This is a genomic window from Pseudomonas sp. FDAARGOS_761 (assembly GCF_013343155.1).
In the GTDB taxonomy this organism is placed as follows: Bacteria; Pseudomonadota; Gammaproteobacteria; order Pseudomonadales; family Pseudomonadaceae; genus Pseudomonas; species Pseudomonas aeruginosa.
Window position 1 is genome coordinate 2,162,008 of sequence record NZ_CP054572.1, and the last position, 15,370, is coordinate 2,177,377.

The following is a 15,370-nucleotide window of genomic DNA, read 5'->3' on the forward strand; positions in this document are numbered from 1 at the left end:
CCGTTTCTCTTGGTGCTCGCCGTGGAAGTAAAGGTCAATTTTCTCGATAACCTTCGACTGGAAGCCAGGTTCGATGATTTCACGGTGATCGCCGACCAGCCGATCCGCTACAAGGGCGACGGCTCCGCGCCGGGGCCGTTCGACTACTTCCTGGCGTCGTCGGCGCTGTGTGCCGCCTACTTCGTCAAGCTGTACTGCCAGACGCGCAACATTCCCACCGACAACATACGCCTGTCGCAGAACAACATCGTCGACCCGGAGAACCGCTACCGGCAGATCTTCAAGATCCAGGTGGAACTGCCGGCCGACATCTCGGAGAAGGACCGCCAGGGCATCCTCCGCTCCATCGACCGCTGCACGGTGAAGAAGGTGGTGCAGACCGGGCCCGAGTTCGTCATCGAGGAGGTCGACAACCTCGATGCCGACGCCCAGGCGCTGCTGATGCCCGGCACCGATGCCGCCGGCTGCACGCGCATCCCGGGCAAGGACCTGCCGCTGGAGCAGACCATCGCCAACCTGTCGGCCATCCTCGCCGGCCTCGGCATGAAGATCGAGATCGCCTCCTGGCGCAACATCGTGCCCAACGTCTGGTCGCTGCACATCCGCGATGCGCAGTCGCCGATGTGCTTCACCAACGGCAAGGGCGCGAGCAAGGAAAGCGCGCTGGCCTCGGCGCTGGGCGAATTCATCGAGCGGCTGAACTGCAACTTCTTCTACAACGACCAGTACTGGGGAGAAGAGATCGCCAATGCGGCGTTCGTCCATTACCCGGACGAACGCTGGTTCAAGCCCGGCCGCGACGATGCGCTGCCGCTGGGACTGCTCGACGGCCATTGCCTGGCGATCTACGACCCCGACGGCGAGCTGCGCGGCTCGCACCTGTACGACACCAACTCGGGCAACGTGCAGCGCGGTATCTGCGCCTTGCCCTTCGTGCGCCAGTCCGACGGCCAGGTGGTGTATTTCCCCTCCAACCTGATCGAGAACCTCTACCTCAGCAACGGCATGAGCGCCGGCAATACCCTGGCCGAAGCGCAGGTGCAGTGCCTGTCGGAGATCTTCGAGCGTGCGGTCAAGCGGCAAATCCTCGAAGGCGAGCTGGCGCTGCCGGACGTGCCGCCGGAGGTGCTGGCCAAGTACCCGGGCATCCTCGCCGGGATCCGCGGCCTGGAAGAGCAGGGCTTCCCGGTACTGGTCAAGGACGCCTCGCTGGGCGGCGAATTCCCGGTGATGTGCGTGACCCTGATGAATCCGCGCACCGGCGGCGTGTTCGCTTCCTTCGGCGCCCACCCGAGCTTCGAGGTGGCCCTGGAGCGCAGCCTGACCGAACTGCTCCAGGGGCGCAGCTTCGAAGGCCTGAACGACCTGCCCCAGCCGACCTTCGAAAGCCATGCGCTGACCGAGCCGAACAACTTCGTCGAGCATTTCATCGATTCCAGCGGCGTGGTGTCCTGGCGCTTCTTCAGCGCCAAGGCCGATTTCCCGTTCGTCGAGTGGGACTTCACCCGGCAGGGCGAGGCTGCCAACGCCGAGGAAGCCGCGACCCTGTTCGGCATCCTCGAAGCCATGGGCAAGCAGGTCTACATGGCGGTGTACGAGCACCTCGGCGCTACGGCCTGCCGGATCCTGGTGCCGGGCTACTCGGAAATCTATCCGGTGGAAGACCTGATCTGGGACAACACCAACAAGGCCCTGGCGTTCCGCGAGGACATCCTCAACCTGCACCGCCTCGACGATGCTGCGCTCGGGGCGTTGCTGGAGCGCCTGGAAGACTGCGAGGTGGACGACTACACCGACATCACCACGCTGATCGGCGTCGAGTTCGACGACAACACGGTCTGGGGCCAACTGACCATCCTCGAGCTGAAAGTGCTCATCGGCCTCGCCCTGAAGCGCTTCGAAGACGCCAAGGAAGGCGTGGAGGCGTTCCTCCAGTACAACGACAACAGCGTCGAGCGCGGCCTGTTCTACCAGGCGCTGAACGTGGTGCTGGAGGTCGTCCTCGACGACGAGCTGGAGATCGCCGACTACGAGGCCAATTTCCGCCGCATGTTCGGCGACGCGCGGATGGACGCCGCGCTGGGCTCGGTGGACGGCAGCGTGCGCTTCTTCGGCCTGACCCCGACCAGCATGAAGCTGGAAGGGCTCGACCGGCACCTGCGGCTGATCGACAGCTACAAGAAGCTGCACGCGGCGCGAGCCAGGATGCAGCCCGTGGTGGGCGGCGAGGCCGGCGCTGCCGCGGCTGGCGGTCTCAAGCCTCGGCGCATGGCGATCCGCAAGCGCAAGTGAGGAGGGCGCCGAGGTCAGGGCGCGAGGATGATCATGAGGGAAACTTGATTTCATCACGAAGAAATTGAGTTTGTCTCATGGCATGAGTCTCCCGAGAATCCCTCCATCGACCTTTCGACTGGAGGAACACCCATGGCCCTGGCCCACACTCTCGGCTTCCCACGCATCGGACGCGATCGCGAACTGAAAAAAGCCCAGGAAGCGTTCTGGAAGGGCGAGCTGGACGAGGCCGGCCTGCGGGCCGTCGGCCGGCAGCTGCGCGCCACCCATTGGCAGGTACAGAAGGACGCCGGCATCCAGTTGCTGCCGGTCGGCGATTTCGCCTGGTATGACCAGGTGCTGACCCATTCGCTGACCTTCGGCGTGATCCCCGAGCGCTTCCGGGCGCACGGCGAGGCCGGGCCGACCCTGCATACCCTGTTCGGCATGGCCCGTGGCGTCAGCGACGACAGTTGTTGCGGCGGTGCCCATGCCCAGGAAATGACCAAGTGGTTCGACACCAACTATCACTACCTGGTCCCCGAGTTCAGCGCCGACCAGCAGTTCCAGCTGAGCTGGGAACAACTGTTCGAGGAGGTCGACGAGGCCAGGGCCCTCGGCCACCAGGTGAAGCCGGTGCTGATCGGTCCGCTGACCTACCTGTGGCTGGGCAAGGCCAAGGGCGCCGAGTTCGACAGGCTCGACCTGCTGGACCGCCTGCTGCCGCTCTACGGCCAGATCTTGCGTCGTCTCGCCGGCCAGGGTGTGGAGTGGGTGCAGATCGACGAGCCGATCCTGGTCCTCGACCTGCCGCAGGCATGGAAGAATGCCTTCGAACGCGCCTACAACCTGCTACAGAGCGAGCCGCTGAAGAAGCTGGTCGCCACCTACTTCGGCGGCCTGGAAGACAACCTGGGCCTGGCCGCCAACCTCCCGGTGGACGGCCTGCACATCGACCTGGTGCGAGCGCCGGAACAGTATCCGAGCATCCTCGACCGCCTGCCGGCCTACAAGGTCGTCTCGCTGGGCCTGGTCAACGGGCGCAACGTCTGGCGCTGCGACCTGGAGAAAGCCCTGGAGGTGGTGCGCCATGCCCGGGAGCGCCTGGGCGAGCGGCTGTGGGTCGCGCCGTCCTGCTCGCTGCTGCACAGCCCGGTGGACCTGGAACGCGAAGACGGGCTGGACGCCGAGCTGAAGAGCTGGCTGGCCTTCGCCGTGCAGAAGTGCCGCGAAGTCGCGGTGCTGGCCCGTGCCGCCACTGAGCCGGAAGCCGCCGAGGTGCTTGCCGCCCTGGAAGAGAGCCGTGCGGTCCAGGCCAGCCGCGCTTCCTCGCCGCGAATCCACAAGCCGGCCGTGCAGGCGCGCCTGGCCGCGATCAAGGCCAGCGACGCCCAGCGTCGCTCGCCGTTCGCCGAACGCATCGCCAGGCAGCGTGCCGGGCTCGACCTGCCGGCGTTCCCGACCACTACCATCGGCTCTTTCCCGCAGACCTCGTCGATCCGCCTGGCCCGCCAGTCGTTCAAGCAGGGCAAGCTGAGCGAGGCCGAGTACATCGAGGCGATGCACAGCGAGATCCGCCATGCGGTGCAGATCCAGGAACAACTGGGGCTGGACGTGCTGGTACATGGCGAAGCCGAGCGCAACGACATGGTCGAGTACTTCGCCGAGCAACTGGACGGCTACGTCTTCACCCGCTTCGGCTGGGTGCAGAGCTACGGCTCGCGCTGCGTGAAGCCGGCGGTGATCTATGGCGACCTGAGCCGTCCGCGGGCCATGACCGTGGAGTGGATCAGGTACGCCCAGAGCCTTACCGACAAGGTGATGAAGGGCATGCTGACCGGCCCGGTGACCATGCTGATGTGGTCCTTCCCGCGCGAGGACGTGTCTCGCGAGGTGCAGGCGCGCCAGTTGGCCCTGGCGATCCGCGACGAAGTGGTCGACCTGGAGGCGGCCGGCATCAGGATCGTGCAGATCGACGAGGCGGCTTTCCGCGAAGGCCTGCCGCTGCGCCGCAACGCCTGGCCGCACTACCTGGAATGGGCCACCGAGGCCTTCCGCCTGTGCGCCTCCGGAGTCCGCGACGAAACCCAGATCCATACGCACATGTGCTACAGCGAGTTCAACGATGTGATCGAGTCCATCGCCGCCATGGACGCCGACGTGATCACCATCGAGACCTCGCGTTCGGACATGGAGCTGCTGGAGGCCTTCGAGCAGTTCGACTACCCGAACGAGATCGGTCCGGGCGTCTACGACATCCATTCGCCGCGCGTGCCGAGCCGGGAAGAGATCGTCGCGTTGCTGCGCAAGGCGGCCCGGCGGATACCCGCCGAGCGGCTCTGGGTCAACCCGGACTGTGGCCTGAAGACCCGCGCCTGGCCGGAAACCGAGGCAGCGCTGGTGAACATGGTCGCCGCCGCCCGCGAACTGCGTGGCGACCTCGCCCGCGGCTGACCGGTAGGCCTGGTGAGCGGAACGGGACGCCTGGCGTCCCGTTGCGCATTTGCACGTCGGTTCAGCGCGGAGCGTCCACCAGCGCCCGTAGCACATGGTCTTCCCAGACCCCGGCGATCTTCAGGTAGGCGCGGGCGTAGCCCTCCCTCTCGAAGCCGAGGCTTTCCAGCAGGCGCTCGCTGCGTGCGTTGCGCGGCAGGTGGCTGGCCATGATCCGGTGCAGGCCGAGCTGCTCGAAGCAATACCGGTTGGCTACCCGCAGGGCACGCGCCATCAGGCCGCGGCCCTGAGCCGCAGCGGCCAGGGAAAAGCCCAGGTGGCAGGCCTGGAATACCCCGCGGACGATGTTGGTGTAGCTGCAGCGCCCCAGCACCTCGCCGTCGTCGGGATCGAGCAACAGCAGGAGAAGCGCCTCGCCTTCGTCCATGCTCGCCACCTGTAGCAGGGTGCGGGCGCGGGCATTGTCCAAGGAAAAATACGCCGGGTCGCGCAGCGGCTCCCATGGCGCCAGGTACTCGCGGTTGGCGTTCTCGTAGCGGCTGGTCCGGACGAAATCGTCGGGTTGCAGCGCGCGCAGGAGGAAGTCCGCGTCGCGATGCAGTATCGGCACCTGCCGCCGGTTGCCCGGCAAGCCCCTCGGGTAGCCGGGCGGGAAGGGCGCCAGGGCGGACTTGAAGTCATTCATAGAACTTGCCCGCCAGCATCAGTTGCGCCGCGCGCCGCCAGGCATTCTCCGGCCTGGAATAGCCCGGCAGGCCGTCGCGGGAGTCCTCGCCCCAGGTCGCGGCGGCATCGAGGAAGCCACCGATGCTGCCGTTCTCCCAACCCAGCGGGCTGGGGCCGAACGGCTTCGGCGGGTTGGCGGCGGCGAGGCGGCGGTCTTCCTCCCAGTCCGCCGCCAGCGCGGCGAGGAAGCGCAGGTAGCCCGCTTCGTCCTCGACCTGTTCGGCCAGCGCGTAGAGATCGGTTGCCATGTGCTTCCTCCTGGAGGTGGGGTTCGGGGGACGACGGCGCGAGGTCGGAGCGCGGTCAGGCCGGGCGCCTCTGGCCAATGCCGGCCTTGGCCACCGCGATCGGCAGGGCGTAGCGATCATAGCGCGGGCCGGCGCTTGCGTGGCTGATGGCGCGGGCGCGGGGCCACGCCCGGCAGGGGACGGACGGTGCCGCGGGCGCCGAGGAAAATTGCCGGACCCCGATCTACACTGGCGTGTAGCGGCAGGACGACTATCTCCGGTTCTCCACTCCCTCGCGATGGACAGGTGCCATCAAGGAGTCGTGCGCGATGCTCTTCGGCAGAAAAAGCAGGGCGGTCGAAAGCGCCGCCAAGGATGAAGATGTAGCGTGGCGACTCGAGGCCATCGGGCAGAACGTCGCCACCATCCGATTCACTCCCGATGGCCAGATACTGTCCGCCAACCCGCTGTTCCTCGCGGCGGTCGGCTATTCGGCGGACGAACTGGTCGGCAAGCACCACCGGATCTTCTGCGACGAGGACTACCAGGCCTCTGCCGCCTACGTGCGCTTCTGGAAGGAACTGGCCAGCGGCACGCCCCAGCGCGGCGTGTTCAAGCGCCTGCGACGCGACGGGTCGCCGATCTGGCTGGAGGCCACCTATTTCCCGGTGAAGAATGCCGAAGGGGCGGTCGTCGAAGTGCTGAAGATCGCCGCCGACGTGACCCGCAACCATTCCGAACTGCTCCTGCTCAACGCGATCAACGACTCCATACGCCAGTCCATGGCCGTCATCGAGTTCACCCCGGACGGCGAGATACTCGATGCCAACGAAAACTTCCTGCGTCTCTTCGGCTACAGCCTCAAGTCGCTCAAGGGCCAGCACCACCGCATGCTCTGCTTCGACGAGTTCTATCGGGAGAACCCGGATTTCTGGGCCCGGTTGCGGCACGGCGAATTCTCCCGCGGGCATTTCGAGCGCCGCACCGCCGCCGGCGAGCGTGTACATATCGAAGCCACCTACAACCCGGTCAAGGACGGTTCGGGGCGGATAATCAAGGTCATCAAGTTCGCCATCGACGTTACCGAACAGGTCAATCGCAACGAGGAAGTACGGCGCGCCGCCGAGCTGTCGTTCTCCACCGCGGAAGAGACCGCGCAGATTTCCACCCGCGGCATCGACTCCCTCGACCAGTCCGTCGCCCTGTCGGCCAAGACCCTGTCGATGGTCAACACCGCCGTCGGCCTGATTTCCCAGCTCACCCACCAGACCAAGGACATCGAGAACATCGTCACCACCATCCAGAGCGTCGCCGAACAGACCAACCTGCTGGCCCTCAACGCCGCCATCGAGGCGGCTCGCGCCGGTGACATGGGGCGCGGCTTCGCGGTGGTCGCCGACGAGGTGCGGCAACTGGCGGCGCGCACCAGCGGCGCCACGGTGGAGATCAAGAACGTGGTCACCGAGAACGTCAAGCTGACCCAGCAGATCAACCACAACATGCAGACCATCGAGTCCAGCGCCCAGGAGAACAACAACCAGATCACCACCGTGGCCGGCATCATGCAGGAGATCAGCAAGGGCGCCGAGCACGTGGCGCGGGTGGTGTCGAGCCTGTTCAAGTGACCTCGGCGCAGGCCTACGGCGGCCGATAGCGGCGCAGGCGTCGAGCATCCGCCCGCCTTTGTGGCATGGCCATGGCCGTCATTTACTTTGAACGTATCTTCGAGCCGTTCGGTCGGACCTGAAAAAGCGGCATCCGCCGCGCCGATGCACCGACCGTGAGGCTTGTACCATGACCAATCCGGAGCCGGCGGACCTGCCGATCAGCCTGCTGATCAATGGCCAGCGCCGAGAGCTGAGAGTACCCCCGTGGCTGACGCTGCTCGACCTGCTGCGCGAGCGGCTCGACCTGGTGGGCAGCAAGAAGGGCTGCGACCACGGCCAATGCGGCGCTTGCACGGTGTTGCGCAACGGTCGCCGGATCAACGCCTGCCTGACGCTGGCGGTGATGTGCGACGGCGATGCACTGACTACCATCGAAGGTCTGGCCGAGGGTGATCGCCTGCATCCCCTGCAACAGGCGTTCATCCGCCATGATGCCTTCCAGTGCGGCTACTGCACGCCCGGACAGATCTGTTCGGCCCTTGGCCTGGCGAGCGAGGGGCGGGCGCGCTCGCGGGCGGAGATCCGCGAGGGTATGAGCGGCAACCTGTGCCGCTGCGGCGCCTACGGCAATATCCTCGACGCCGTGGAAGACGCCTTGCCGCTGCTCGATCGCGACGGACAGGGAGGGCAGCGCGCATGACGCCCTTCGCCTATGCCAAGCCGGCCGACATCGAGCAGGCGCTGGGCCTCGCCGGCCCGGAGTCGCGCTACATCGCCGGCGGCACCAACCTGCTCGACCTGATGAAGGAAAACGTTGCCAGGCCCCGGCGACTCATCGACATCACCGGCCTCCCGCTGCGCGACATCCGCCGGACGCCCACCGGCGGCCTGCTGGTCGGAGCCCTGGTCAGCAACGCCGAACTGGCCTGGAATCCCGCCGTGGAGGCGGACTATCCCTTGCTAGCCCAGGCGATCCTCGCCGGCGCCTCGCCGCAGTTGCGCAACATGGCCAGCACCGGCGGCAACCTGTTGCAGCGTACCCGCTGCCAGTATTTCTACGACACCGGCACGCCATGCAACAAGCGCGAGCCGGGCAGCGGATGCCCCGCGCGCAGCGGGCTGAACCGCAACCATGCGATCCTCGGCGCCAGCGAACACTGCGTGGCGGTACATCCATCCGACCTGTGCGTGGCGCTGGCGGCGCTGGAGGCTCAGGTACTGGTGCGCGGCCGCGCTGGCGAGCGGCGGGTCGCTTTCGCCGACTTCCATCGCCTGCCGGCGGACACGCCCGAGCGCGACAACTGCCTGGCCGTCGACGAACTGGTCACCGCCATCGAGCTGCCAGCGCCGCGCTTCGCCCGGCATTGCCACTACCTGAAGGTGCGCGACCGGGCCTCCTACGCCTTCGCCCTGGTCTCGGTAGCGGCGGCCCTGGAACCGGACGGCGAGCGCATTGGCGAACTGCGCCTGGCGCTCGGCGGCGTGGCCCACAAGCCATGGCGCGTCGCAGAGCTGGAGGAACGTTTCAGGGGCCACCCGGCGAACCGGGACAGCTATGTCCGCTTCGCCGAAGCGCTGCTGCGTGACGCCAGGCCGCTGGCCCACAACGCCTTCAAGATCGGATTGGCGCGCAACGCCATCGTTCGCGCACTGGAAGAAGCCCACTCGGGAGGGATCGGCCAATGAGCAGCCTGCCACACAGCACCGGGCAAGCCCTGGATCGCGTCGACGGGCCAGCCAAGGTCACCGGCCAGGCTCGCTACGCCGCCGAATATCCTGCCGCCGACCTGCTCCACGGCAGCGTGGTCAGCAGCGACGTCGCCCGCGGCCGGGTGCGCGGCATCGACTGTGCGGCGGCCCTGGCGGTACCCGGGGTGGTCGCGGTACTGCATCACCTGAACCGGCCGCCGATGGCGGACGACGACGAGCCCTACAAGGACGCCGATGCCGCCGAAGGCGAACCCTTCCGCCCGCTGTTCGACGACCGCGTCCTGTACAGCGGCCAGCCCCTTGCCCTGGTCCTGGCACGGAGCCTGGAACTGGCCCGCTACGCGGGCTCGCTGCTGCGCATCGATATCGAGCCCGAGCCGCACCAGACCGACCTCCTGGCCGCCCTCGACCAGGCCCATGAGGCTCCCGCCGAACTGCCCGCCGAGCGCGGCGATTTCTACACCGCCTACCGCGCCGCGCCGATTCGGGTCGAGGCCAGCTACAGCACGCCGATCGAGCACCACAATCCCATGGAACCGCACGCGTCCACGGTCATCGTCCAGCCCGACGGCAGCCTGCTGGTGCACGACAAGACCCAGGGGACGCAGAACAGCCAGGCCTACCTGCAAAAGGTCTTCGGCCTGCCCGCCGACAAGGTAAGGGTCTGTGCCGCCTACGTCGGCGGCGCCTTCGGCTCCGGCCTGCGTCCGCAATACCAGTTGGCCCTGGCGGTGATGGCGGCGCTGCAACTGCGGCGGTCGGTGCGCGTAGTGCTGACCCGCCAGCAGATGTTCACCTTCGGCTACCGGCCGCGCACCCTGCAGCGCCTGCAACTGGGCGCCGATGCCGAGGGGCGCCTGCTTGCGCTGGGCCACCAGGCGACAGCGCAGACCTCGCGCTTCGAAGACTTCACCGAGCACGTGGTGGAGTGGAGCGGCATGCTCTATCGCTGCGAGAACCTTTCCCTGGCCTACCGTCTGGTGCCGCTGGACGTCTATACCCCGCTGGACATGCGCGCCCCCGGCGCGGCGCTGGGGCTGATCGGGCTGGAATGCGCGATGGACGAACTGGCGGTGCGGCTCGGCATGGACCCCATCGCGCTGCGCCGGTTCAACTTCGCCGAGCGCAACGGCAACGAGGACAAGCCGTACTCCAGCAAGGCGCTGCTGGCCTGCTACGAGGAGGGCGCACGGCGCTTCGGTTGGCAGGCCCGCGACCCACGGCCACGGAGCATGAGCGAAGGGCGCCAGTTGCTCGGCTGGGGCATGGCCGGCGGCGTCTGGGAGGCCATGCAGAGCAAGGCCAGCGCGAGGGCGCGGCTGGAGGCGGACGGCCTGCTGCGGGTGGCCAGCGCGACCACGGATATCGGCACCGGCACCTACACGGTGATGACCCAGATCGCCGCCGACGCCGCTGGCATGGCGCCGGAAGAGGTGCGCTTCCAGCTTGGCGACAGTGCGTTGCCCAAGGCTCCATTGCAGGGCGGCTCGTTCACCGTCTCGTCGGTCGGTTCCGCCGTCCGCCTGGCCTGCCTGCGCCTGCGCCAGGCCCTGGTCGCCCATGCCAGGGCCCGCCATCCGGAGCTGGCCGGCGCCGCCGAAGAACGTTTCCGCATATGCCGTGGCCATCTGGAAGCGGGCGATACGCGATACGCCCTGGCCGACCTGCTGCAAGGGCTGCCGGAAGACGCGTTGCAGGTGGAGGTGGAAGCTGAACCCTCGGCGCGGCGCAAAGGCTACGCCACCGCGACCCATTCGGCGGTATTCGTCGAGGTGCGGATCGATGAAGCCCTCGGTACCCTGCGTGTGAGCCGGGTGGTCAGCGCGGTCGCGGCGGGGCGGGTGATCAACCCGAAGACCGCTCGCAGCCAGATACTCGGCGGGGTGGTCTGGGGCCTGGGCATGGCCTTGCAGGAGGAAACCCAGGTCGACCATGCGCTGGGCCGCTGCATGAACCACAACCTCGCCGAGTACCACATCCCGGTTAACGCCGATATTGGCGATATCGAGGTGATCTTCGTCGACGAACCCGACGATATCGTTAACGAACTGGGCTCCAAGGGCGTCGGCGAAATAGGCATCGTCGGCGTCGCCGCCGCAGTGGCGAATGCCGTGTACCACGCCACCGGCCGCCGCCTGCGCGACTTCCCGCTGACCGTCGACAAGTTGCTCGGCTGAGCCCGGCAGCCTGCGCAAGCAGCTTGGCGGCCACCCGCCGGGTCGCCGGGCTTGACTCCCACAAGGGGAAGATCGCAGGCCCCGCTCGCCACCCGCAACGGAGTCGAACACGACATGCCGCCGACAGCCTCGGTGACGCCCTCGCCGAGCGCTACCGCGATGCCGGTCCAGGCGCACTTGTTGCATCGCGGCCACGCCGAAGCGAACCTGCCCGGCGCCCATTGGGCCATCGCCTGGGCCGAGCGTCCGGCCTGTGGTTGCAAGCGTTCGAGGGCAGCCTGGCGGGCGCGAGGACCGTGTGGGTTCGAAGACCGGCGTTCCGCGTAGCGAGCGGTTTTCGCCTGGAAGCACGGTTGCGGGAAAAGTTCCGCTGGAAACCCTCCGACTTGCAGAACACGAGGCGCCCCGCATTCCTTGGCACTGCGCTTGATCGCGGCGAAAAGACCCACGGAAAATCACCGGGTCGTTCAGTCTTTGCCAAAGGAAATCAGTATGAAGAACGCAATGGCCCTGACCCTGGCCGGCCTGCTGGCCGCTCCTTCCCTCGGCTTCGCCGCCGCGCCGGACGCAGTGATGGTCTTCGCCCGCCAGGGCGACAAGGGCAGCGTGTCCGTCGGCGACAAGCACTTCCGCACCCAGGCCTTCAAGGTCCGCCTGGTGAATGCGGCGAAGAGCGAGATCAGCCTGAAGAACAGCTGCCTGGTGGCGCAGTCCGCCGCCGGCCAGTCCTTCAGGCTGGATACCGTGGACGAGGAACTCACCACCGAGACCCTCAAGCCGGGGGCCACCGTCGAAGGCGACGCGATCTTCGCCTCCGAAGACGACGCGGTGTACGGCGCATCGCTGGTCAGGCTGAGCGACCGGTGCAAGTAGGCGACTAGCCGTTGCGCAGCGAAAGCCGCAGGGCAGCCTCGGCGGCTTTCGGGTGCGAGGAAACGGCTTTCGAAGGTTTCGGCGCGAATCTGAAATCATTCAGGGCGCGTTTCCGGCGCTTCTGGTTGCCTGGGCTGGGGGCCGAATTCCAGATACCCGGGGCCTAGGGGAGGGGAGACATCGTTCCAGGCTGCGCCCGAGCGAGGCGCTCGACCCACAAGGCACGCCCGGCGCCCTCTCCCGCGTGCGGGAGAGGGTTGGGGCGAGGGCCTGCAGCACAATACCCGCCAACACCAGATTCCAAAAAACGAATCCGCACTACTCAAGCCGCAGCTATTGCGATTAGCAGTGGGGGAGGTTGTGGTTCTGCGGGTGGCAATAGATGTGCCGACCAGGTATGGGAGAGGCTATGGCTTAGGGAGGGAACGGCTGTATACGGCCAATAGCGGTCATCGTGTCGAGGCCCCTATGCCGTAAAGCAGGAACATGATGAGTTGGCGGAAGACCTCAAGGGTATTGCCCCCTTGAGGTCTCTAAGTAATGCGGTTATTGGATATTCTGCTTGCGCCAGTTATCGACGGCAATCAGCAAGCGCTTATCCTTGATTGGCTTCTGCCAATCATCCCAAAAATTGACCGTACCGCTATTCGGTTTGTTTTTGGGCTCTTCGATTCTGATCCGGCTTGGCAGCAAGCTGGCATCACCGACAACCAGAGCTTCGCCTGTATCGAGGGTCGGCAGGATGTCACTAAATCCGCCAAGACTATCGGGAAGCAGACGCTTGATTACGCCCTGATCCTCGGCGTTGGTCAGCCTCATGGATACGAAGTTGCTGCACTGGCTGAGCATCGTCTTATTTACTTCGGACGGACGCTGACTTATCACCACCAGACTGACACCGTATTTACGGCCCTCCTTCGCGATACGCTCGAAAATATCGAGCGAGATATCATCGGCAGAGTCGGCGATGTTGCGCTGAGGCATGTAGAGATGCGCTTCGTCACACAGAAGAGCAATGGGGTGGCGTAGTTCAGAAGGCGTCCATTGCTGAACGGAGAACGTGACCCGTGCGACCAGGGATACGATCAGCGGCAGAACGTCTGATGGGACTTCTGAGAAGTTAATGATTTTGATACCGGCCCTACCATTCTCATTAGTGCTACCCAGTACGGCAGTGGTAAATTTCTCAAGCCAAGCGAAATTCAGTACGTCTCCACCACCGTTGAACATAAATCCGAGGCGTCTATCGGAGATTTTGTTCTCAAGTCGGGAAATCATGCGAGCGAGCTTCCCGAAGAAATCGCCCTGCTTCTCACCACGTGCTCCAGCGACCATCTCAACGTTGATCTCGTTCAGCTTGCTCATGAGGAAATCGAGGTCAAACGGAACCGGACTGTCAACAGTGAAGTGCTTCAGCACGTCGTGCTGGCCGTTATCTTCTAGATATTTGAGCTTCGCGTGGTTGATTTCACGCGCCATAATCATGGCCTGGTTGGGCGCGTTCTGGTCGCTGCGATCTACAAACATGGAAACGAGCGCTTCATAAGAAAGCAGCCAGTACGGAAGGTAGATCACACCGTCGTCGAGGGTGCGTTTAGCTTCAACGTCTGCGGGGCCGGCCACCTTGAAATGCTGGATGCCATTGCCGACCAAAGGCGCGTATTCACCATGAAGGTCAAAGACGATAGCGTTAGCGGTGGAGAGCCCCGACATCTGCTCGATGATTTTGGCAGTCGTCCAAGATTTACCCGAACCGGTGCTGCCGCCAATGAAGGCGTGGCGCTGGAAAAATTTGTTGCCGTTGAGGTAGGCGACAGCATGTTCATCCAGCGTGTATCTACCGAGAGTCAGGGCATTTCCATCGGCTGATACACTGGAAAGCGTGCGCATGAAACCTGTGAGATTCTCGCCTTCGAGCGAGAAACAATTCGCGTCGATTTCAGGAACGCTTTCGAGAGTACGACGGAATACGTTTTCCTTTTCACCGTCACGATCCAGCATCGTGCCAATCAGGGCGATACGGCACAGATTTGACTCTGACACGTGGTCGTTTATACCGTCATTGATAATGTCTTCGGTGCCACGTTTGCGGGTCACCTGCGTAATAAGTCCGATGAGGTGCTGCCCAGGTCTACTGCTTTGCAGTACAGCGAGATGGTTAACCTGCAACCTTTTGAGCTGGTCGACGTTCTCTACCTCTACGATCACATTTGTAGTGTCGACGGAGGCAACCTTCCCAAGCGCTTCTTCGTCCTTAAAGTTGAAAATCGGCATCTCTACTTTCCTACATGATGAGTGACAGGTAGCCTTCAAGGCTCCAGATGTTCTTTTCTACCGTCAAAGGACTTTTATCCAAGGAGGAATAAACGATGGACTGACCGTCTGTTTCGCCTCGCTCTATTGCTAGATAGTTCTGTGCCTTGCCATCAAGAATAAGATTCTTGGCAGATTCGGAAAGCGTATAAGTGATAATGGTTATAGGTGTTTTCTGCCGAACGCACTTCACCATCAGCTTCGGCTGTATGTGCTCGTCATTAAAGCCGTAACCAATACAAAGGTACGAGCCAGCTTCATTAATAGCCTGATCAGCGTTATTGATAATGGAGCGGAACGGCTCCAGATGTGTTTTTTGGTATTTCTGGGTGCCAGGAGTCACGATCTGTGGTTGGTAGTTATCCGGTATTCCTTGGTTATTTGAGAGGGCGACAGTATCTTCCAGAGGGGACTGGAACCAATCCAGAGATCCATGGACCTTCCAAATATTAGCTCTGCGCGCAGAGGTGATTTCTGTAGGGGGCGCGAGCTGTCGAAAGAATCCGTGTGTGAACCCGGTGTAATGATGGATGCGCCCCTGGTCGCAAGCGTACTCCGCCAGGCGATCATAGTTTGTAGTGACAATGTTCAGCATTTTGAGGCTGCTTTTGAACATGTGCTCAAGAAGACGGCTCAATGGAAATATTTCATTATCTTGAAGGCTCTTCTGAAAGATTTCTATATCTTCATATTCAATTAGTGCCCAAGTGGCCTTAACGACTCTCGACGTCAGTTCTTCAGTAGCTGTTACTTGGTGCAGGGCGGATTCTAAGTCTACGCCATTACTCAAAATCTGGCAGAACTTCTTCCAGACCTCCAGTTCAGCAGCAGATAGACCAGAAACGTCGGTGTGCGCGACGAGATGCTTTGCAAGCGCTCCCATCCCAGACATGCCGTGTGCAGCCGAAGCACCGCTGCCCAAAATAATGACAGGGGCCTTCCCGTAATAGTCCTGAGCTTGTTTTTGGTAATTCAGGTCAGACAAATTTCTATCCTTGTTATTTGTGCCAGT

General features: G+C 63.9%; 10 protein-coding genes and 2 pseudogenes. 8 read left to right on the forward strand and 4 right to left on the reverse strand.

Features of this window, described 5'->3' with window-relative positions:
- Nucleotides 1-21: 21 nt before the first annotated feature.
- Nucleotides 22-2,292: an OsmC domain/YcaO domain-containing protein gene (locus tag FOC67_RS10250; RefSeq protein ID WP_031627705.1), complete on the forward strand. Its 2,271-nt coding sequence runs from the start codon at nt 22-24 to the stop codon at nt 2,290-2,292.
- A 132-nt stretch (nt 2,293-2,424) separates the two neighbouring features.
- Nucleotides 2,425-4,725 carry a 5-methyltetrahydropteroyltriglutamate--homocysteine S-methyltransferase gene (gene metE, locus FOC67_RS10255; protein ID WP_009315586.1) on the forward strand — a complete coding sequence of 767 codons (2,301 nt, stop codon included), beginning with the start codon at nt 2,425-2,427 and terminating at the stop codon, nt 4,723-4,725.
- Nucleotides 4,726-4,786: 61 nt separating this feature from the next.
- Here the strand turns inward: metE and FOC67_RS10260 are convergent, their stop codons facing one another.
- Nucleotides 4,787-5,356, reverse strand: a complete 570-nt coding sequence (locus tag FOC67_RS10260) for a GNAT family N-acetyltransferase (RefSeq protein ID WP_003139808.1) — start codon at nt 5,354-5,356, stop codon at nt 4,787-4,789.
- Between the two features lie 46 nt (nt 5,357-5,402).
- Complete coding sequence (locus FOC67_RS10265; protein ID WP_003088248.1) at nt 5,403-5,699, reverse strand: hypothetical protein; 297 nt, start codon at nt 5,697-5,699, stop codon at nt 5,403-5,405.
- Nucleotides 5,700-6,007: 308 nt separating this feature from the next.
- Between FOC67_RS10265 and FOC67_RS29915 the strand changes: the two are divergent.
- The 6 genes and pseudogenes from FOC67_RS29915 to FOC67_RS10290 all read left to right on the forward strand — a co-directional run.
- Nucleotides 6,008-6,727: pseudogene (locus FOC67_RS29915) on the forward strand (PAS domain-containing protein); the annotation flags it as partial.
- A 231-nt stretch (nt 6,728-6,958) separates the two neighbouring features.
- Nucleotides 6,959-7,303, forward strand: a pseudogene (locus tag FOC67_RS29920) (methyl-accepting chemotaxis protein); the annotation flags it as partial.
- 169 nt (nt 7,304-7,472) lie between these two features.
- On the forward strand, nt 7,473-7,985 hold the full coding sequence (locus FOC67_RS10275; RefSeq protein ID WP_003088271.1) for a (2Fe-2S)-binding protein: 513 nt from the start codon (nt 7,473-7,475) through the stop codon (nt 7,983-7,985).
- Nucleotides 7,982-8,971, forward strand: a complete 990-nt coding sequence (locus FOC67_RS10280; RefSeq protein ID WP_003102358.1) for a xanthine dehydrogenase family protein subunit M — start codon at nt 7,982-7,984, stop codon at nt 8,969-8,971. Before FOC67_RS10275 ends, FOC67_RS10280 begins: the two co-directional genes overlap by 4 nt.
- The gene (locus FOC67_RS10285; RefSeq protein WP_009315588.1) at nt 8,968-11,172 is read left to right on the forward strand and encodes a xanthine dehydrogenase family protein molybdopterin-binding subunit; all 2,205 of its coding nucleotides are present in this window, start codon (nt 8,968-8,970) and stop codon (nt 11,170-11,172) included. Before FOC67_RS10280 ends, FOC67_RS10285 begins: the two co-directional genes overlap by 4 nt.
- 492 nt (nt 11,173-11,664) lie before the next feature.
- A complete protein-coding gene (locus tag FOC67_RS10290) occupies nt 11,665-12,045 on the forward strand; it encodes a DUF4354 family protein (RefSeq protein ID WP_009315589.1) in 381 nt (126 codons plus the stop codon).
- A 546-nt stretch (nt 12,046-12,591) separates the two neighbouring features.
- Here FOC67_RS10290 and FOC67_RS10295 read toward each other — a convergent pair.
- Together FOC67_RS10295 and FOC67_RS10300 are read right to left on the reverse strand one after the other, a co-directional pair.
- Entirely contained in the window at nt 12,592-14,319 is a 1,728-nt protein-coding gene (locus FOC67_RS10295; protein ID WP_009315590.1) for an ATP-binding protein, read from the reverse strand.
- Nucleotides 14,320-14,329: 10 nt separating this feature from the next.
- Nucleotides 14,330-15,343 (reverse strand): SIR2 family protein, encoded by a 1,014-nt coding sequence (locus tag FOC67_RS10300; RefSeq protein WP_009315591.1) that lies wholly within the window; start codon nt 15,341-15,343, stop codon nt 14,330-14,332.
- Nucleotides 15,344-15,370: the final 27 nt, after the last annotated feature.

Bases quoted from the DNA above. Each gene is read 5' to 3' on its own strand.
- metE (WP_009315586.1), top strand. From the start codon at position 2,425: ATGGCCCTGGCCCACACTCTCGGCTTCCCACGCATCGGACGCGATCGC.
- FOC67_RS10265 (WP_003088248.1), bottom strand. From the start codon at position 5,699: ATGGCAACCGATCTCTACGCGCTGGCCGAACAGGTCGAGGACGAAGCG.
- FOC67_RS10275 (WP_003088271.1), top strand. From the start codon at position 7,473: ATGACCAATCCGGAGCCGGCGGACCTGCCGATCAGCCTGCTGATCAAT.
- FOC67_RS10280 (WP_003102358.1), top strand. From the start codon at position 7,982: ATGACGCCCTTCGCCTATGCCAAGCCGGCCGACATCGAGCAGGCGCTG.
- FOC67_RS10285 (WP_009315588.1), top strand. From the start codon at position 8,968: ATGAGCAGCCTGCCACACAGCACCGGGCAAGCCCTGGATCGCGTCGAC.
- FOC67_RS10290 (WP_009315589.1), top strand. From the start codon at position 11,665: ATGAAGAACGCAATGGCCCTGACCCTGGCCGGCCTGCTGGCCGCTCCT.
- FOC67_RS10295 (WP_009315590.1), bottom strand. From the start codon at position 14,319: ATGCCGATTTTCAACTTTAAGGACGAAGAAGCGCTTGGGAAGGTTGCC.